Origin of the sequence: Halonotius terrestris (assembly GCF_006861665.1) — an archaeon.
Classification (GTDB): Archaea; Halobacteriota; Halobacteria; order Halobacteriales; family Haloferacaceae; genus Halonotius; species Halonotius terrestris.
Genome location: NZ_RKLU01000001.1, coordinates 605,225 through 622,456, shown reverse-complemented (window position 1 = coordinate 622,456; position 17,232 = coordinate 605,225). Strand labels below are relative to the sequence as shown.

The following is a 17,232-nucleotide window of genomic DNA, read 5'->3' as shown; positions in this document are numbered from 1 at the left end:
TTAGTGATAATTCTTCTATATGTAGTTACAGCACTGAGCGATTTATTCGAACACCACTACTCTACTTCCACCCTGCTCGGCGAACGCTTAACCGCGACGCTTCCTAACCGCAACCAATGGCGGCCACCGAGGACGTTGGCTACATCGAGCATCCGCTGCTCGCCGAGGAGTTCATCGAGCGGCGGCTCTACCAACTCCAGTTGGCCGACGCCGCGAAACAGGGCCACACGCTCGTCTGTCTGCCGACCGGACTCGGGAAAACGACCGTCAGCCTGCTGGTGACGGCCGAACGCCTGCAGGAAGCCGGCGGCACCNCCCTNNTGCTCGCGCCGACGAAACCGCTCGTCCAGCAGCACGCNGANTTCTACCGCNACGCGCTCGANGTTCCNGACGACGAGATCGTCGTCTTCACCGGCGACGTGCGACCCGACGACCGTGCCGACCTCTGGGAGTCGGCGCGGATCGTCATGGCGACCCCGCAGGTCATCGAGAACGACCTCGTCGGCAACCGCATCTCGCTCGCCGACGTGACACATCTCACCTTCGACGAGTGTCACCGCGCNACCGGCGACTACGCNTACNNCTACATCGCCGANCGNTACCACGCCGACGCCGACCAGCCGCTCGTGACGGCGATGAGCGCGTCGCCGGGCGGCACGAAGGAAGACATTGAAATCATCTGCGAAAACCTCGGGCTCGACGGCGTCGAAGTGATGACCGAGGACGACGCCGACGTTGACGAGTTCACTCACGACACCGATGTCGAGTGGAAACGAATCGATCTCCCGCAGGAGCTGCTCGATATTCGGGACGGCCTCAACGAGGTAATTTCGGATCGCCTCGAACAACTGCGCGAACTCGGCGTCACCAAAGCGACGAGCCCCGACATCTCCCAGAAACAGCTCAACAAGATCAGCGCGGAACTTCGGAAACTGATGGATAACGACCAGTCGGAGGGGTATCAAGGGATGTCAACGCACGCCGAGATCATGAAGCTCCGGCGGGCGGTCACGCTCGTCGAAACCCAGAGCGTCGAATCCGTCCGACGGTATTTCGAACGCCAGCGCAACGCCGCCGAGAGTTCGGGGGCCTCGAAGGCCAGCCAGCGACTCGTCGCCGAGCCGAAAGTCCGCGAGGCGATGCGCAAAATCGAGCGCTTCGACGAACGCCATCCCAAATTCTCCCAGACGCGAATCCTGCTGGCCGAGACGCTGGGCATCAACGACGGCGAGCGCGTGATCGTCTTTACCGAGTCGCGGGACACCGCTGAAGCCCTGACCGAATTCCTCAGCCAACATTTCGACACCGAGCGGTTCGTCGGCCAAGGCGACAAGGAGGGCTCCGACGGAATGACCCAAACCGAACAGCAAGAAACGCTGGATCGGTTCCGCAACAACGAATTTGACGTACTGGTCTCGACCTCAGTCGCCGAGGAAGGGCTTGACGTACCGGAAGTCGATCTCGTTCTCTTCTACGAGCCGGTGCCGACGGCGATCCGGTCGATCCAGCGGAAAGGGCGGACTGGTCGGCAGACGACCGGCCGCGTCGTCGTCCTGCTGGCCAACGACACCCGCGACGAGGCGTACTTCTGGATCGCCCGCCGCAAGGAGAAACAGATGGAGTCGGAGCTTCGGAAACTGAAGGGCGTCGCCGACGAAGTCGAAGAGGAGTTAGACGACGATCAGTCCGCGCTCGATCAATTCGACGGCGAGGCCAGCGACGCGAGCGACGGAGCCGCCCCATCAGCAGCGACAAACGGCGGCAGCGACGCCGAGAGCCAGCCCGGCTTAGCGGATTTCGGCGAAGCTGAGGAGGAAGACGAGCCAGACGAGACGGAGGAAGAACCGGCGGGCCAGAGCGAGGAGCGCGATAACACCGACACCAGCGACGACGAGGACGCAATCGTTGCCAACGCCGGCACCGACACCGACGAGGTCGAAATCGTCGCCGACCAACGCGAGTTGGAATCGACGGTCGCCCGCGACCTCTCGAAGCGCGAGGGGATCACGACCCGGCTCGAAACGCTGGCGGTCGGCGACTACGTNCTCTCNGANCGNGTCGNCGTCGAGCGGAANNNNGTCGNGGACTTCCTCGACACGCTGCTCGGCGAGGACCGCTCGATGTTCGAGCAGGTTGGCGACGCCGTCCGTAGCTACGCCCGACCGGTCGTCGTCGTCGAGGGNGANGACCTCTACGGNNNGCGCAACGTCCACCCGAACGCNATCCGCGGCGCGCTGTCGAGTCTCGCGGTCGATTTCAACGCGAGTATCCTCCGGACTGACGACGAAAGCGAGACCGCCGAGTTGCTGGAGACGATCGCCCGACGCGAGCAGGAAACCCGCGATCGGGAGGTCTCGGTCCACGGCGAGAAGAGCGCGAAAACGACCGCCGAACAGCAGGAGTACGTCGTCGCCTCGATCGCCGATATCGGCCCCGTGACGGCCCGGTCGCTGCTAGAACACTTCGGCACCGTCGAGGCCGTGATGACCGCACGAGAGGACGATCTACAGGAGGTAAGCGGCGTCGGCGAGGTGACCGCAGAGAAGATTCGGGAAGTCGTCGGCGACGAGTACGAGCCTTAGTTGAATTCGAGCGCGCGCAGCGTCTCGGCGGCCTCGCGGGCGGCCGACAGCAGTTCCTTGGCACGACGCGGGTCATCGGTCTCGGCCGCACGCTGGGAGAACCGCGTGACTGTGGCCGCAAGCGACTGCCGCGCGTCGCTGAGTCCGTTGCCGCCAGCGGTTGCCGGTGGCGAAGATGGCTGCGACGGCTGTGGCGGCGATTGCGACGACGGCGCGGCCGGCGACTGTGACGTGTTGGTAGTAGGCTGAGTTTCGGGCTGCGTCGGCTGGCCGTTCGTCGCGGGCTGATTCGGCGTGGACTGCGTCGACTGCGGCGTGTTGCTGGGAGCCGACTGTTCGGGAGTCGCCTCGCCGTTCGCAGGCTGTGACTGGTCAGCGTCAGCCGACTGCTCGGCAGCGGGCTGCTGTGACCCGTCGGCCTGTTCGGCCGGCTGCTGGCCGTTGGCCTGACAGCTCGCACAGAACGTCTGGCCGTTGTGGCGGAAGAGCGGGTCGCCGCAAGCATCGCAGTGCTGGTTCGTCATCGTCGCCCCCTTCAGCAGGAGTTCACTCATCCGCTTCGTGTCGGCCCGCTTGGCCTCGTCGTCGGCGTACTTCTTCCGGAGCTTCTCGCGTTCGGCTTCCTTATCGAAGTCGCTCATACCCGGAAGAAGGAGTGGTACCCGGAAAAACACAGCGGCTCAACGAGAGTGTGCGAATAGCGGGTGATGGCTGCGAATACGTATAGAAAGCCCTCGACGCGCTCGACTCCCGGGCCTCGCTGCGCGCTTCGTCGCTCACTGCGTTCGCTCCTGCAGTGCTTGTGTCGGCCGGGTTCGCCGACCGCGTCTCGCCCTTTCAGTCCGCCAGGAATGCGGCTGATCGGCTCTAACCATCAGGAGTGAAATCACCGAAACGCTTACTCGAAATCCAGACAGATGGTAACGTATGACAAAAGTGTCAATCGTCGGTGCCGCGGGCACCGTCGGCGCGGCGACTGGGTACAACCTCGCACTGCGGGATGTCGTCGACGAACTCGTCTTCGTCGATATCCCCGACAAGGAGGACGAAACGGTCGGGCAAGCCGCCGACACGAACCACGGGATCGCCTACGACTCCAACACGGTCGTTCGGCAGGGCTCCTACGCCGACACCGCCGGCTCCGACGTTGTCGTCATCACGGCGGGCATCCCCCGCTCGCCCGGCGACAGCCGGCTCGATCTCGCCGCGGACAACGCGCCGATCATGGAGGACATCGGCGCGTCGCTGGCCGAACACAACGANGANTTCATCNCCGTCACNACCTCGAACCCGGTCGANCTGCTCAACCGCCACCTGTACGAGGCGGGTGACCGCGACCGCCACGAGGTCATCGGCTTCGGCGGCCGCCTCGACTCCGCGCGGTTCCGCTACGTCCTCTCCGAGCGGTTCGACGTCCCCGTGAAGAACGTCGAGGCGACCATCCTCGGCGAGCACGGCGACGCGCAGGTTCCCGCCTTCTCGAAGGTCCGCGTCGACGGGCGCGANCCCGNNTTCGANGGCGGCGAGAAAGACGACATCCTCGCCGCCCTCCAGCAGTCGGCGATGGATGTGATCGAGCGAAAAGGGGCGACCCAATGGGGGCCGGCGACCGGCGTCGCCCACACCGTTGAGGCCATCTTGAACGATACGGGCGAAGTGTTGCCCTGCTCGGTCGTCCTCGACGGCGAGTTCGGCCACAACGATACCGCCTTCGGCGTGCCCGCGAAACTCGGTAGCGACGGCGTCGAGGAGATCGTCGAATGGGACCTTGAGGACTACGAGACGGAGTTGATGGCCGGAGCCGCCGAGAAGCTGGCCGGGCAGTACGACGAGATCGCCTGACTGAGAAAACGACCAACGGAAGCGCGCGCCGACGACGCGGGGGCGACCGCGGCGAGGGTTGCCGTGAACCCTTTTGTAGCCGGGCGTCCGAAATCAGGTATGAAGCTGCCAGCGGGCGAGGTGTCATCGACGCCGATCAAATACGAGCCCGTGAGCGTCAAGGACCTCCTCGTCGAGATGAAAGACACCGCGGAGCTGATGATCGATCTCGCCTACTCGGCGGTGTTACACCAAAGCGACGCGCTCGCCGACGAGGTGATCCAACTGGAACACCGGATGGGGATTCTCGAACTCCGGGCCCAGATGAGCCTGCTGATGGCCGCCCGGAGCCCCGACGACGCCGAACAGCTCGCGCCCGTGTTGAGCATCGTCACCGCGACCGACCAGATCAGCGACGCCGCCGGCGACATCGCCAAGATCGTCCGCGAGGAGATCGGCCTCCCGGACGCGATGCGGGCGGCCCTCCCCGAAGCGGTCGAAACGCTGGTCAGGGGCGTCGTCGATCCCGACTCGGACTACGCCGGCCGGACGCTCGGCGACATCGACCTCGAATCCGAAACGGGCGTCCGGGTGATCGCGCTCCGCCGCGGCGAGGACTGGCTGCTCAACCCCGGCCGGGAAACCGAGATCACGACCGATGATATCGCCCTCCTGCGGGGCCCGGAATCCGAGATGGAAGGCGTCTACAACGAGTTGACCGGCGAGAGCTACGAGCCCGCAGTGACGGAAACGCCGGCCATCGACGACCTCGAACGCGCTGTCGACACCATCGTCCACATGAAGAACCTCTCTGAGCTGGCGGTCGATCTCGCCTACAGCAGCGTGCTGTTCGACGACGTAGAGTTGGCCGAGGAGGTCCGCAACCTCGAAGTCGAGGTCGACAACCTCGAATCCCGCTTCGAGGCGTGGGTGCTGGAGGCCGCCGCCGACGCCGAAGACCCAGTCAGCCTCCGCGGGCTCATCCACCTCGGCACCAGCACCGAGGTCATCAGCGACGCCGCTCTCGACATCAGCGAGGGCGTCATCCGCCAGCTCACCGTCCACCCAGTCGTTCACCTCGCCGTCAAGGAGAGCGACGAGATCATCAGCCGGACGGAAGTCGCCGCGGGGAGCGAACTCGACGGGACGAGCGTGACCAACGGGATTCCCGATGCGGACGCGACGATGTCGATCATTGCGATCCGGCGGCCGGAGGAAGGATGGCTGCTCGTTGGCGACACCGACGTCGTGATTCAGGGTGGCGACAGCCTCATCGCCAAGGGGACACGAACCGCCGGCGAGGCGTTCGAGTCGATGGCGGAGGCGTAGGCTGGCGGGCACCAGTCGATGGCAGAGGCGTAGGCGGCCGGCCAGCAACCGACTGGCGAGGCTTTTGGTGCTGGCAGCACCACATCCGAACGAATGCAGCGACAGGACACGGCCAAGGATATCTACCGGGAGGCCTTGCCAGTCATCCTCATCAGTCTCATCGCGGGGCTGTTCGCGGGGACGGTCCTCGGCAGCGAGACGATGCGCGCCGGGATCGCGGAGGTCCCCGGCCTGTTGCTGTTGCTGCCGGCGTTTCTGGCGACCCGCGGCGGCGTCTACGGCTCGCTCGGCGCGCGGCTGTCGAGCGGGCTCCATCAGGGTGTTATCGAGCCGAAGTTCGAGCTCACCACGCCGCTGTCGAACGCCATCGCCGCCTCCTTCATCAACGGGATGGTCGTCTCGACGTTCATCGCGGTCGTCGCCTTTCTGATCCTGCAGTTGACGGGCCAAGCCGGAAGCCTCCTCCAGCTCGTCGGGATCATGCTCATCGCCGGGTTGTTGAGCGCGATCCTGATGCTGTCGGTGTTGGTGACGGTGATCATCGTCGGCTACCGCCGCGGACTCGATCCGGACAATCTCATCGGCCCGGTCGTGACGACGCTGGGTGATGTATTCGGTGTCGTGTTCCTATTGGTCGGTATCGAGTTGATGGACGTGATACTGTGATGCTGTCGACTGCTGTGTGGCTATCGGAGGTGAGCCCGTGAGCCAGCAGTTCACCGCCGAGTGGTCTATCGGCCGGATGGTGCGGACGATGGTGCCGCTGTTGGCGACGCTGTCGGTGCTGCAGATGGTTTCCGGGAGCGTCCTCGAAACGTTCGAGTCGACGCTGGTGGCCAACCCCGCGCTGTTGGTCCTTGTCCCGGTCCAGATCGGCACCGCGGGCAACCTCGCGTCGATCATGTGCTCGCGGGTCTCGACCCAACTCTATCTGGGGACGTTCGAACTCAGTCCGACGAACTCGGTCGTCCGAGCCAACACGGCGGCGGTCTTCGGCCTCGCGGGGACAGTTTTCGGCATCGTCGGCGTTGCGGCGTGGGCCATCGGACAGGCACTGGGCGGCGTGCTCACGCTGCCGGAGGTGTTGACGATCTCGCTTGTCAGCGGCCTGCTGTTGGCGGGGCTGGTCGTCGTGTTGAGCCTCGTGTCGGTGCAGGTCGCCTACCGGCTAGGGTACAACCCCGACGATACGACGATCCCGGTCGTGACCAACCTCTGTGACATCACCGGCGTGTTGCTCCTGTTCGGCGTTGTCGTCGTCGTGGTGTGAGTCGGTGGTCGGCGTTGTCGTCGCCGTAGTGTGAGCCGGTTCGTTGCGGCGGAAGGAAATCGGGGTCAGAACACGCTGTCAGCGGTGGCCGCGCCGACGACGCTGAAGACCGCACCGACGCTGATCGCCCGGAACGTCACGGTGGCGACCTCGCCGAGCGGGACCGCGGGTGGCGCGCCGATGAACGTCGCCGGCGCGTCGAAGACGGCGGCGAGGATCGCGACCGAGCCGAAGGAGACGACCATCAACGAAATGAACCGGATCGGCACCCCGGCGACCTGCTGTTCGACCTCGGGGTCGCGTTTCGTATCCGCCCGGTAGAGCGCGCCGTAGCCGATCAGCGAGACGAGAATGACGTTGAGCGCGGCCTGGAGTTGGCTCATACTCGCCGCCAACACCCAGACCTCCTCGGTGACGACGAACGGGCCAGCCAGCAGAAAACCGCCGACGAGCTGTTGGGCGGAGTCGGCGAGTCGGAACCGCCGGCGGAGCCGCAGCGGGCCGGTCGAAAACCGGGGACGCGGGCGCATACCGGAGTGACGGGCGACGAGCGTATAAAATCGAAGGTCAGAATGGGTGCCGACTCCCCGCGGCCAGCGACAAAGAGGACGTGTTTAGGGGCTCGCGGCGAAGGCCCACCCATGAGCGCGAGCGAGGAGTTCGACAGTTGGGCCGCCGAGGGACGGGATAAGGGCATGGAGGATCGCCACTGGCACACTACCAAACACGCCCTCGCACGGATGCCGGTCGAAGCCGGCGACACGGTCGTCGATCTCGGGACGGGCAGCGGCTACGCGCTACGAGCCCTGCGGGAGACTGCCGGCATCGGCCGCGGCTACGGCCTCGACGGCGCGCCGGAGATGGCGCGCAACGCCGCCGACTACACCGACGACGACGCGGTCGGCTTCCTCGTCGGCGACTTCGACGCGCTGCCGTTTGCCGACGAGAGCGTCGATCACGTCTTCTCGATGGAGGCGTTCTACTACGCCCGCGACCCGATTCATACGCTCGAAGAAATCAAACGGATTCTCCGGCCGGGCGGGACGTTCTACTGCGCGGTCAACTACTACGAGGAAAACGAAGCGAGCCACGAGTGGCAGGACAACATCGCTATCGAGATGACGCGATGGAACCGCCGTGAATACCGCGAGGCGTTCCGGGAAGCCGGCTTACACGTCGCCGAACAGGACACCATCGCCGACCGCGAAATCGAGATTCCGCCAGCGGAAGCGTTTCCGACCGACGACTGGGAAACGCGGGCGGCGATGGTCGATCGCTACCGGACGTGGGGGACGTTGCTGACGGTCGGTGTGAAACCGTAGGCGACAGCGAACCGGAAGTCGGCAGCAAGCGATCAGCCGGGCGCGCTCACGAACAGCGCGACGACACCGGTGAGAACGGCCCCGAGGATGATCGTGATGATCGCGTGGATCGCGGTGATGTACGCGCTGGTCCGTGGCGACTCGCCGTAGAGGAAGTGAATCGCTACCCCGTCGACCAGCAGCGCGGCGGCGACGCCGATCCCAGCCGGAATCGATAACAGCTGCGTCGCCAGCGAGAGGATCGCGGGGCCGACACCGACGCCTAACGCCTTGAGCGGGGCGACATCACCGATGACGTTCCGGGCGGCGAGATGGGCGGTCAGCGAGAGAAAGATCGCCAACAGCCCGACCGTGCCCAACACCGAAATCGGGCTCGGCGAGGTTTGCAGGGGCAGCAGCGACGACAGTCCAACCATACGACCAAAGAGGAACTGGAGGGTGTCGAATCTGTCGTTTGCGACTGCCGAAAAGCAGCTGTTTCGGACTCAGGCCAACAGGCCGAGATCAGCGAGTTGGTCGGTGATTACGTCGACGGCCGCCGCCGCGTCGNNGGGNTNTTTCCCGCCCGTGATGACGAGCTTNCCGGAGCCGAACAGCAGNGCGACGACGTCCGGCTCGTCGAGCCGGTAGACGAGCCCCGGGAACTGCTCGGGTTCGTATTCGATGTTCTCCAGCCCGAGCCCGATGGCGATGGCGTTGAGGTTGAGNTNNNCGCCGAGGTCNGCNNNNGTGACGATGTTTTGGACCGTGATTTCGGGGTCGTCACCGATCGGAATGTTGAGATCGCGGAGTTTCCCAAAGACGATATCGAGGCTTTCGTGGACGGCGTCNNTNGANTTCGCGCCGGTGCAGACGATCTTNCCNGAGCGGAAGATGAGCGCNGCGGATTTCGGNTCNNNCGTCCGGTAGACGAGNCCGGGGAACTGNTCGGGGTCGTAGTCGGCCCCGTCGAGATCCATCGCCACGCTCTGGAGGTCGAGCTCCTGCTCGATCCCCGTCGAGGCCACGACGTTCTCGATGGTGATCGTGTCTTTGGGGTCAGTCATTTCTGTCTGGCTGTTCGACAGGTTTGGGTATAAATGTGTACCCCGAACAACGGGTCGGATCGCCGCCGAACGGCGGTTCAGTCAGCCGGTTTGTCAGTACCGACGCGTCTCAACCCGACTGGCCGCTACGTCGCGGACTGGCTGTTCGCAATCGCCCGGAGGTTCGACAGCGTCACCGCGAGGCCGAGGACGGCGATAGCGACAGGGATACCGATGGCGATCGGGCTGTCGGCGATAGCGAGGAAACCGGCGAAACAGACGCCGAGTGTGGCGAGTTTGAGGACCGCGAAACCGACAGGGTCGGGCTCACGGGAGAGGAGTCGTCGCACCACCGGGTTCGCTTCGACGACCGAATACCGCCGGACCGCGATGACTGTCGTCAGGTAGTCGCCGACACCGTAAGCGAGCACGGCGACGACCCACCAGCTGATCTCAGTCGTCGACAGCACCATACCGCCGCTCTGTCGGCGAATGGCAAGAATACACCGACCGAAGCACTGAGCCGACCAGCCCTGCTCATCGATCAGCGGGATCGACACGCTGAAACCCGATCTGCGACTGTATCGAGGCGTGTACTGTCTGGAACTCGCTGGCGACGAGGACGACTTCGCGGCCTGCGAGGCCGCCGCGGCCGCGAGTGCCGTCGAGGTCATCGCCGGTGGGGTGGCAACCGCTCGGGGGATCGATCCCGACCGCGTCCGGCGGCTCGCCTACACCCACGCCGCCAGCGACCTCGTTGCGACGACCGACGCCGACATCGAGGCTGCCGCAGCCGCACTCACCGCGGCGACCCTCGACCGCGAGGGCTCGGTCGCAGTCCGGGCCCGCGACGTACGAAGCCAGACGGATGTGAGCACGCAGGCAGCCGAAAGACGGCTCGGCGGCGTCCTCGTCGATCGTGGTTTCGAGGTCGATCTCGACAAGCCCGACCACGAATTGCGAGTATTGTTCGCGGGTGGTGGCGCGGACAGCACGGACAGCACGGACAGCACGGACGACGCAGCTCCCTCTGGCGACGGCGACGCCTGCTGTCTGCTCGGGTGGCTCGCCGTCGAGAGCCGGCGAGACTACGGCGAGCGACGACCCACAGACCGGCCGTTCGTCCAGCCCGGGAGTATGGCGCCGCTCGACGCTCGCGCGCTCGTGAACATCGCGGGAGCCGAACCGGGAACGACGGTCGTCGACCCGATGTGCGGGACCGGCGGGCTGCTGCTGGAGGCTGGCCTCGTCGGTAGCGACGTGATCGGCGTTGACGCCCAGTGGAAGATGACCCGCGGAAGCCGAGAGAATCTGCGAGCACTGCGCGAGGAATCCGGCGAGGGGTTCGACGGTGACGTGACCATCATCCACGGCGACGCGACCGCGCTCCCGCTCGTTGACGACGCGGCCGACACGGTCGTGTTCGACGCGCCCTACGGCCGGCAGTCGAAGATCGCCCGCCACGAGTTGGACGATTTGGTTGGCGGCGCGCTACGCGAAGCCCGGCGGATCGCGCCGCGAGCGGTCGTCGTCGCCGACCGATCGTGGGATGACGCCGCAGTTGAGGCCGGCTGGACAGTCGATCGGCGATTTGAGCGACGGGTGCATGGGTCGCTGGTGCGGCACATTCACGTCTTGGTTGATCGGGCTGAGTAGGGCACGGCTGCGGCGAGGGACCGCGGAGATCCACCTCGTTTAAGCCGCCGGCTGGCCGAGTGCGCGTATGACCAATCAGGCACTCATCGACGCCTTACGCGACGCTGACGCGGTGCAGTACGGCGAATTCGAACTCTCCCACGGCGGGACCAGCGACTACTACGTCGACAAGTATCTCTTCGAGACCAACCCCCGCTGTCTGGAACTCATCGCCGAAGCCTTCGCGGGCGAAATCGACGAACCGAAGCTCGCCGGCGTCGCCCTCGGCGCGGTCCCGCTGGTCGCGGTGACAGCCGTCGAAACCGGGCGACCCTATGTCATCGCCCGCAAACAGGCCAAGGAGTACGGGACGGGCAACCGAATCGAAGGCCGGCTGGAGGAGGGCGAGGAGGTCGTNGTNCTCGANGANATNGCGACGACCGGNNNNTCNGCNGTCGANGCCGTCGANGCNCTGCGNGAGGCNGGCGCNGTCGTGAACCGCGTCCTCGTCGTCGTCGACCGCGAGGAGGGCGCNNNCGAGAAGCTNGCCGANCATGATCTGGAACTCGACGCGCTCGTCACTGCGAGCGAACTGCTGGCCGATCAGTAAGGGAAGTAGCTAACCGCGATTCTCAGGCCGGGTCGGGCTCGGCAGGATACCGGGATTCGACAACCGCGAAGGTCAGCGTGCTGAGGACGCCGAGCAACGTCCCGACGGTGAGTGCAGCCGCGAGATCCGGCAACGAGAGCGGGACGATCCCCTCCGCGGGCGGGAGGAAAAACCCCGAGAGGCCGTAGAGGACGATGGCGATGGCGACGACGTAAAACGGCGCGTTGAGGTATCGCCAGCGAAAACGGCCGGCGAGATACTCGTCGGTGACCTGGCCGAGGCTGCTGGTGATACCGGCGGCCGCGAACCACTGGACGGAGCCGTGGACGAACGCCGCCGCGGCGGTTACGATAGCGAGCGGGTCATCGACCGCTGCCTCGGCTGTCTCGATTAACGCGAGGCCTTGGACGCCGCCGACGACGACGAGCGCGAAGGCGACGACGTAGGTGATCAGCGTCGCCCGGCCGGCGTAGAGGCCGTTGCGAACGCGGTCGGCCGTCGTGTCGATCGTGTCTTCGAGGCCGAGACCGCGGAACAGCGTGTAGAGGCCCAGCAGGGCGGAGATCAGCCCGAGGACGACCGCGCCAGCGATGTCGAAGACGCCGGCGATGACGACGAACGGGTAGATGAGCAAGAGGATGCCCAGCGGGACGAGGATGGTGCCACGGGTTTCGGGGTCGGCCAAGACCTGCTTGATCGTGTAGTACATCGATTCGAGGTTTTGGGCTTGGCGGACGACGACTCGCTGAACGCCGTCGATCGGCATCCGCGAGCGGATGATCGGGATCACCGACTCGTCTTGGGCACCGTCAGTAATGATAATCGCCCGGACCTCCTCGCCGGTCTGGAGGCTCGCCAGCACGGTGTCGATCTCGTCGCCGATAGCGCGGTTGGCTTTGATGTCGCTGCCCTCCACGCCGGTGACGACAGCGACTTCGACCTCCTCGTCGCCCTCCTCGCGGAGGTCGTTGTAGGTCGAAATCCCCTGAAACATGACGTTCAGATCGGAGTCCTCGGGGTCGGATTCGGCGAGATCCACGGCCGCCTCGCGGACCGCGTCGGCCCCGACGACCGGCGTCGAGGCACCGGTTTTGCGGCCGACATCGTCATCGAGATCGACACAGAGGACGAGCAGCACATGTGTTGCTACGAGAGCGACCCGTTAAGACTTTTCTGGGGATGAGAAAACAGTGGGCGAACGCCAACCGGGCAGGCGGGAAGAATGGCGGTCGCTTACGCGGTGTGTTCGACGCCACCGAGGAGTTGATTGATCTCGTCCGTATCGTCGATCTGGCGGGGATGGACACCGAAACAGACGACGAAGTCTTCGGCAACAGCGACCGGCTCGGTGATGTGCAGGGTGAGATCGAGTCGCACGTCGGCCTCGGTGAAGCGTCCCTCGGCGCGGTAGCGAACGACCTCGACGGACTCGCCGAGGACCTCGACCGAGCGGGTGCTGTCGCGTTCGACATTCCCGATCTGGTCGTAGCGGTCCTGAATCAGTGCGATGAGTTCGTCGGTCGACATGTCGGCGACGGGGTTGAACGCCTCGCCGAGGATTTCGACCTTCGGCGTCGAGAGGACGGTGAACATCGCCCAGCGGTACTCCTGGCCGAGGATCGAGATGCCGCGGTCGTACTCCGCGATCTTGTTGGTGACTTCGACCTCGCGGCTCTGACCCGCTGCCTCGAACGTGCGGGTAATGGTGTCCGAAGTCTGCTTCGATTCGGCGTAAGGGCTCTCCGAGAGCGTCGCTTCGTTGACGACGGCGCGGGCGGCCTCGAAACTGAGGGAGTCGTTGCCGAGGACGAAATCGACGGCCGAACAGCCAGCCAGCGAGGCGATACCGAGGGTGCCGGTACTTGCGAGTAGGTGACGGCGTGTGGGGACCATAGCAGGTAGTGGGCTGGAAGCCAGATAAAAAGAACGGACGGTGACGGACGGCGTCTGAAGCGACCAGCAAACCAAGGATCGAGTGGTCGTGACACCGGTTTTGGTTGCGCTATCGACGTTTCGGACGCTTTTTGTGGCGGGGAGCGATACACAAGACAACTGATGATCTCCAAAGGCTGTGAACAGTGCGCCAAAGGNGGGAAGATGGTGCTNTTCGTCTACGGCTACTGNGACCAGCGNGACTGNTTCTACTGNCCGCTNGGNGANAACCGCAAGAACGTCACCNANGNNTANGCNAACGANCGNCNNGTCGANNNCGACGAGGACNTCATCGNGGANGCNNANCNGATGGACGCACTNGGNACNTCNATCACGGGNGGNGANCCNCAGGAGGCGCTGGAGAAGACCTGTCGCTACCTCCGCCTGCTGAAAGACGAGTTCGGCGAGGACCACCACACCCACCTCTACACCGGTATCACGGGCGGGCGCGAGAACATGCGGCGGCTCTCGGAGGCCGGTCTCGACGAGATCCGCTTCCACCCNCCNNNNGAGCAGTGGGGCGANCTNCACGGNACNGANTGGGAGGANATNCTNNANATCGCNNGNGANGAGGGGNTNACNCCCGCNTTCGAGATNCCCGGNATCCGNGCNGANNNGGAGTTCCTNGANTTCCTCGACGAGGGCGCCGCGGACTTCTGTAACATCAACGAGTTCGAGATGTCCGACGGTAACTACCGCCGGATGCAGGAGNANGGNTNCGAGCTGNANGANGGCCACATGTCCGCCGTCGAGGGATCGAAGGAGGAAATCCTCGAAACGATGGGCGACCACGAACGCGTCTACTTCTGTACGAGCGTCTTCAAGGACGCCGCCCAACACCGCAACCGCCTGAAACGGATGGCCCGCGTCATCGGCCGTGAGTTCGACGAAATCACCGACGACGGGACGCTCGTCTACGGGAAAACATGGGAGCCGGAAGCTCGACTCGAAGANCTCGGNGTNCCCGAGGAGTTCTACACNGTNAANNNCGACCACNTCGAGNTGGCGTGGTGGCTCCTCGANGAGATGGTCGANGANGGNGACNTNANNGANGGCGAGATCGTCGAGCAGTACCCGACTGTCGACGGGACGGTTGTCGAACGAACACCGCTCGCGTAGGCAGTACCGCCGCTATTCAAATACGAGCAACCAATCAGGTGAATCGGCCATCCGACCAGCCGACGCTCCTGGCGGCCTGCGAAAATCGAAGATTTTCGGGCGACCAGAAGCTTTGCTTCTGGTAGACTGAAAGGGCGAGACGTTCTCGGCGAACCCGGACGACGCAAGCACTACAGGAGCGAGCGAAACGAGCGACGAAGCGCGCAGCGAGTCCTGGGAGTCGAGAACGTCGAGGGCTTTCTACACCAATCCATCTCACGCAACCGATTTCTGAAAACTATCGACAAAAAGAAAACGTCGCTACGTCGGTTCGTCAGCACCCCAGCCGTCGGGGACTTCGATGACGTAGCGACCGTCCTCGCGCAGCGAGATGATGTACTCGTTGCGGTCGTAGAGCTCCATCAGGTTCAGTTCGTACTGGCCCGGGCTGACGATGCGGATGCTTTCGAACTGATCGTTGAGCTCTTGGCGGAGTTGATCGAGGCTCGACGAAGTCGCTTCGTCGGCCGCCGCGTCACCTGCGTCGGCGGCGTCGGGGGGAGACTGATCCGTTGGTTGCTGAGAGTCAGCTGGCGGCGGAGAATCTGGGAGTTCGTCGTCGGAGACGATATCCGAGCGGGCACTCGATTGGGCCGGTGATTCGCCGCCCGGCGAGCGGTCGTCGTCGAGGACTTCAGCATCGGTCGGGTCGGTCGTCTTAGCCGGGTCGGTCGTCTTAGCCGGGTCGGTTGTCTCGGTCGTCTCAGCAGGAGCTTCGGGTGTGCCAGTGGATTCTGTGGCCGGCTCCGGATCGGACGATGCGGACTCACCAGCCGGGGCGGCATCGTCGAGCGTCGCCTGCTCCTCGTCGTCGTCAGCGACATCGTCGACTGAGCCCTGTTTGAACTGGAACTTGTTGCCGCCGCAGTCGGGACACCCCGAGAGCATCTCCTTGGAGCCGTCGGGGAAGACGTGGCCGCAGTTGGTACACTGGTGGGGCATGACGCTACTTCCGGGAGACCAACGCGCTGATGAGTTGGTCGTCCTTGTGCAGGGTTTCGATCTGGTTGGCCGGGCCGATGACGGTCAGTTTCTTCGTGGATTCCCGGCCCATCAGGCGGTCGAGGAAACTCTGATCGGCAGCCTCCTCGTGTGGATAGCTCTCTATCTCGATCCCGCTGAACTCGTCGGGGCTGATCTCGGTCATCGTGACCTCGATGAGTTTGGATTCCTCGTCGGGCGACAGTCCATCCTCGAGGATGACGATGTTACCGTCACGGACGCCGTCGAGGATTAGCCGGATCTTCTCCATGCTCCGGAGGCCTTCCATCCGCGAGCCGCTGATCAGATCGATCTGGACGCCGTTTTCGGAGTCCGCCGAATCCGAGGGGGTTGCTTCAGGCATTATCCGAAGTACTCCGCGATTTTGTCGTACACCTCGTCCATGTTGTCGCCCTCGAGGGCCGACAGTGGGACGGTTTCGTGCTGGGGGAAGGCGTCGGCGACCCGTTTGATATCGGCCTCGTCGAGGTCGATCTTGTTGGCGAAGATGAGNACGGGGAGNTCCNGGCTCTCGATGATNCCGATNAGCATCGTGTTTACCTGCGTGAACGGGTCCGTCGTGGCGTCGAGCACGTAGATGACGCCGTCGACGTCCTCGCGGAGCCAGTGCATCGCCTCCGCGACCCCCTCGGTCGCCTCNCGGGANCGACGGANNGCGTCNTCNTTCTCGATGTCGTGNTCGAGGAACTCCTTGTAGTCGACCTTGGTGGCGACACCGGGAGTGTCGACGATGTCGATGGTGACCGAGCGGCCGTTGCGTTCGATATCGACGCCTTCCTTGCGTCGTGCCCGGCGTGTTTCGTGTGGAACGTGGCTTTCGGGACCGATAGCGTCGCCAGTCCAGTCACGTGCGATACGGTTCGCGAGGGTCGTCTTCCCGGCGTTCGGCGGTCCGTAGATTCCGATCCGTTTCGGATCGTCGGAGGCGAACAGCCGGTCGGTGACCCGCGAGACGCTGTCCTTGAGGTTTGTGAGTAGACCCATCCTGAACTCCCGCGCCTCCCCTGTTTCGCGTGGAAGGGCGTATGACCCACTTTGCACCCCGGGAACACTTAAACACTGCGTCAGGCCCGGGTGAGCCGGCGGAATCGAGTGCCGACAGCCGGAATTATCGGTGGATAATAACGACTGAGAAGAAGGTAGTAGCGAGGAGGGTGCCGAACCGAGAGGGTGTCGGTGGTATCTAGCCCCCCACCCCTTTGTTTCGGGTGGAACCGCTACAATAGCCACCCCGTCAGCGATGGCTAGTACTACCACAATCTTTATTATCTGACCTAGGAAAACAGACCCGTAGAACAAGAAAGACAAATAATATTATTTGAGATGTTGTTTATATTTATGACAAAAACACCTAGAATAAACTAATCCGGTTCTGTGAGGTCACAATCACACAACGTTCCAGTTGAAACGAAGGGGTGGGGGGTTCCACAGCCCGAGATATCCCTCCGTTTCCCGTCCGTTTCCTTCCGATTCGCCGGTATGTTCACTCCCGCCAGCTGCACATCGAGCAGTGATCGCGTTCCTACCAGTCCGCTCCTACTCTGAC

Annotated in this window: 18 protein-coding genes and 1 pseudogene; 9 read left to right on the top strand and 10 right to left on the bottom strand. The window is 64.1% G+C overall.

Features of this window, described 5'->3' with window-relative positions; translation table 11 throughout:
• Positions 1-116: 116 nt before the first annotated feature.
• Positions 117-2,582: a DEAD/DEAH box helicase gene (locus tag EGH24_RS03280; RefSeq protein WP_142978730.1), complete on the top strand. Its 2,466-nt coding sequence runs from the start codon at positions 117-119 to the stop codon at positions 2,580-2,582.
• On the opposite strand, the gene EGH24_RS03275 is transcribed toward EGH24_RS03280, so the two are convergent.
• Positions 2,579-3,223, bottom strand: a complete 645-nt coding sequence (locus EGH24_RS03275) for an Sjogren's syndrome/scleroderma autoantigen 1 family protein (protein ID WP_142978729.1) — start codon at positions 3,221-3,223, stop codon at positions 2,579-2,581. The genes EGH24_RS03280 and EGH24_RS03275 overlap by 4 nt on opposite strands.
• Positions 3,224-3,509: 286 nt before the next feature.
• Here EGH24_RS03275 and mdh point away from each other — a divergent pair, with 286 nt between their 5' ends.
• From mdh to EGH24_RS03255, 4 genes are all read left to right on the top strand, one after another.
• Positions 3,510-4,424, top strand: a complete 915-nt coding sequence (mdh, locus tag EGH24_RS03270) for a malate dehydrogenase (RefSeq protein ID WP_142978728.1) — start codon at positions 3,510-3,512, stop codon at positions 4,422-4,424.
• A 99-nt stretch (positions 4,425-4,523) separates the two neighbouring features.
• Positions 4,524-5,732, top strand: a complete 1,209-nt coding sequence (locus EGH24_RS03265) for a potassium channel family protein (RefSeq protein WP_142978727.1) — start codon at positions 4,524-4,526, stop codon at positions 5,730-5,732.
• Positions 5,733-5,825: 93 nt separating this feature from the next.
• On the top strand, positions 5,826-6,398 hold the full coding sequence (locus EGH24_RS03260) for a magnesium transporter (RefSeq protein ID WP_142978726.1): 573 nt from the start codon (positions 5,826-5,828) through the stop codon (positions 6,396-6,398).
• 76 nt (positions 6,399-6,474) lie between these two features.
• Positions 6,475-7,002 carry a magnesium transporter gene (locus EGH24_RS03255; RefSeq protein ID WP_142978798.1) on the top strand — a complete coding sequence of 176 codons (528 nt, stop codon included), beginning with the start codon at positions 6,475-6,477 and terminating at the stop codon, positions 7,000-7,002.
• Between the two features lie 65 nt (positions 7,003-7,067).
• Here the strand turns inward: EGH24_RS03255 and EGH24_RS03250 are convergent, their stop codons facing one another.
• Positions 7,068-7,532 carry a DUF2391 family protein gene (locus EGH24_RS03250; protein WP_142978725.1) on the bottom strand — a complete coding sequence of 155 codons (465 nt, stop codon included), beginning with the start codon at positions 7,530-7,532 and terminating at the stop codon, positions 7,068-7,070.
• A 111-nt stretch (positions 7,533-7,643) separates the two neighbouring features.
• Here EGH24_RS03250 and EGH24_RS03245 point away from each other — a divergent pair, with 111 nt between their 5' ends.
• Positions 7,644-8,324, top strand: coding sequence for a class I SAM-dependent methyltransferase (locus EGH24_RS03245; protein WP_142978724.1), 681 nt, complete (start codon positions 7,644-7,646; stop codon positions 8,322-8,324).
• A gap of 32 nt (positions 8,325-8,356) precedes the next feature.
• Here the strand turns inward: EGH24_RS03245 and EGH24_RS03240 are convergent, their stop codons facing one another.
• The 3 genes from EGH24_RS03240 to EGH24_RS03230 form a co-directional block, all read right to left on the bottom strand.
• Positions 8,357-8,740, bottom strand: a complete 384-nt coding sequence (locus EGH24_RS03240) for a DUF7473 family protein (RefSeq protein WP_246057878.1) — start codon at positions 8,738-8,740, stop codon at positions 8,357-8,359.
• 69 nt (positions 8,741-8,809) lie between these two features.
• Positions 8,810-9,370: a TATA-box-binding protein gene (locus EGH24_RS03235; protein WP_142978723.1), complete on the bottom strand. Its 561-nt coding sequence runs from the start codon at positions 9,368-9,370 to the stop codon at positions 8,810-8,812.
• Positions 9,371-9,495: 125 nt separating this feature from the next.
• A complete protein-coding gene (locus EGH24_RS03230; RefSeq protein ID WP_142978722.1) occupies positions 9,496-9,822 on the bottom strand; it encodes a DUF5658 family protein in 327 nt (108 codons plus the stop codon).
• Between the two features lie 127 nt (positions 9,823-9,949).
• Between EGH24_RS03230 and EGH24_RS03225 the strand changes: the two genes are divergently transcribed.
• Both EGH24_RS03225 and pyrE read left to right on the top strand, forming a co-directional pair.
• Positions 9,950-11,005, top strand: coding sequence for a methyltransferase domain-containing protein (locus tag EGH24_RS03225; protein ID WP_185903223.1), 1,056 nt, complete (start codon positions 9,950-9,952; stop codon positions 11,003-11,005).
• Between the two features lie 67 nt (positions 11,006-11,072).
• Positions 11,073-11,594: an orotate phosphoribosyltransferase gene (gene pyrE / locus EGH24_RS03220; protein ID WP_142978720.1), complete on the top strand. Its 522-nt coding sequence runs from the start codon at positions 11,073-11,075 to the stop codon at positions 11,592-11,594.
• 22 nt (positions 11,595-11,616) lie between these two features.
• Here the strand turns inward: pyrE and EGH24_RS03215 are convergent, their stop codons facing one another.
• Both EGH24_RS03215 and EGH24_RS03210 read right to left on the bottom strand, forming a co-directional pair.
• The gene (locus EGH24_RS03215) at positions 11,617-12,732 is read right to left on the bottom strand and encodes a DUF373 family protein (protein ID WP_142978719.1); all 1,116 of its coding nucleotides are present in this window, start codon (positions 12,730-12,732) and stop codon (positions 11,617-11,619) included.
• Between the two features lie 95 nt (positions 12,733-12,827).
• Positions 12,828-13,487 (bottom strand): DUF6517 family protein, encoded by a 660-nt coding sequence (locus EGH24_RS03210; RefSeq protein ID WP_142978718.1) that lies wholly within the window; start codon positions 13,485-13,487, stop codon positions 12,828-12,830.
• 162 nt (positions 13,488-13,649) lie between these two features.
• Between EGH24_RS03210 and EGH24_RS03205 the strand changes: the two are divergent.
• Positions 13,650-14,645 (top strand): annotated as a pseudogene (locus EGH24_RS03205) (radical SAM protein).
• A gap of 300 nt (positions 14,646-14,945) precedes the next feature.
• On the opposite strand, the gene EGH24_RS03200 reads toward EGH24_RS03205, so the two are convergent.
• The 3 genes from EGH24_RS03200 to EGH24_RS03190 are packed head-to-tail and all read right to left on the bottom strand — an operon-like array spanning position 14,946 to position 16,670.
• On the bottom strand, positions 14,946-15,626 hold the full coding sequence (locus EGH24_RS03200) for an OapC/ArvC family zinc-ribbon domain-containing protein (protein ID WP_142978717.1): 681 nt from the start codon (positions 15,624-15,626) through the stop codon (positions 14,946-14,948).
• Between the two features lie 4 nt (positions 15,627-15,630).
• On the bottom strand, positions 15,631-16,029 hold the full coding sequence (locus EGH24_RS03195) for a DUF2073 domain-containing protein (protein ID WP_142978716.1): 399 nt from the start codon (positions 16,027-16,029) through the stop codon (positions 15,631-15,633).
• Complete coding sequence (locus tag EGH24_RS03190; protein ID WP_142978715.1) at positions 16,029-16,670, bottom strand: Era-like GTP-binding protein; 642 nt, start codon at positions 16,668-16,670, stop codon at positions 16,029-16,031. The genes EGH24_RS03195 and EGH24_RS03190 overlap by 1 nt, the downstream gene beginning before the upstream one ends.
• Between the last annotated feature and the right edge of the window lie 562 nt (positions 16,671-17,232).

Bases quoted from the DNA above. Each gene is read 5' to 3' on its own strand.
- EGH24_RS03210 (WP_142978718.1), bottom strand. From the start codon at position 13,487: ATGGTCCCCACACGCCGTCACCTACTCGCAAGTACCGGCACCCTCGGT.
- EGH24_RS03265 (WP_142978727.1), top strand. From the start codon at position 4,524: ATGAAGCTGCCAGCGGGCGAGGTGTCATCGACGCCGATCAAATACGAG.
- EGH24_RS03260 (WP_142978726.1), top strand. From the start codon at position 5,826: ATGCAGCGACAGGACACGGCCAAGGATATCTACCGGGAGGCCTTGCCA.
- EGH24_RS03255 (WP_142978798.1), top strand. From the start codon at position 6,475: ATGGTGCGGACGATGGTGCCGCTGTTGGCGACGCTGTCGGTGCTGCAG.
- EGH24_RS03245 (WP_142978724.1), top strand. From the start codon at position 7,644: ATGAGCGCGAGCGAGGAGTTCGACAGTTGGGCCGCCGAGGGACGGGAT.
- EGH24_RS03240 (WP_246057878.1), bottom strand. From the start codon at position 8,740: ATGGTTGGACTGTCGTCGCTGCTGCCCCTGCAAACCTCGCCGAGCCCG.
- EGH24_RS03275 (WP_142978729.1), bottom strand. From the start codon at position 3,223: ATGAGCGACTTCGATAAGGAAGCCGAACGCGAGAAGCTCCGGAAGAAG.
- EGH24_RS03200 (WP_142978717.1), bottom strand. From the start codon at position 15,626: ATGCCCCACCAGTGTACCAACTGCGGCCACGTCTTCCCCGACGGCTCC.
- EGH24_RS03230 (WP_142978722.1), bottom strand. From the start codon at position 9,822: ATGGTGCTGTCGACGACTGAGATCAGCTGGTGGGTCGTCGCCGTGCTC.
- EGH24_RS03250 (WP_142978725.1), bottom strand. From the start codon at position 7,532: ATGCGCCCGCGTCCCCGGTTTTCGACCGGCCCGCTGCGGCTCCGCCGG.
- EGH24_RS03195 (WP_142978716.1), bottom strand. From the start codon at position 16,029: ATGCCTGAAGCAACCCCCTCGGATTCGGCGGACTCCGAAAACGGCGTC.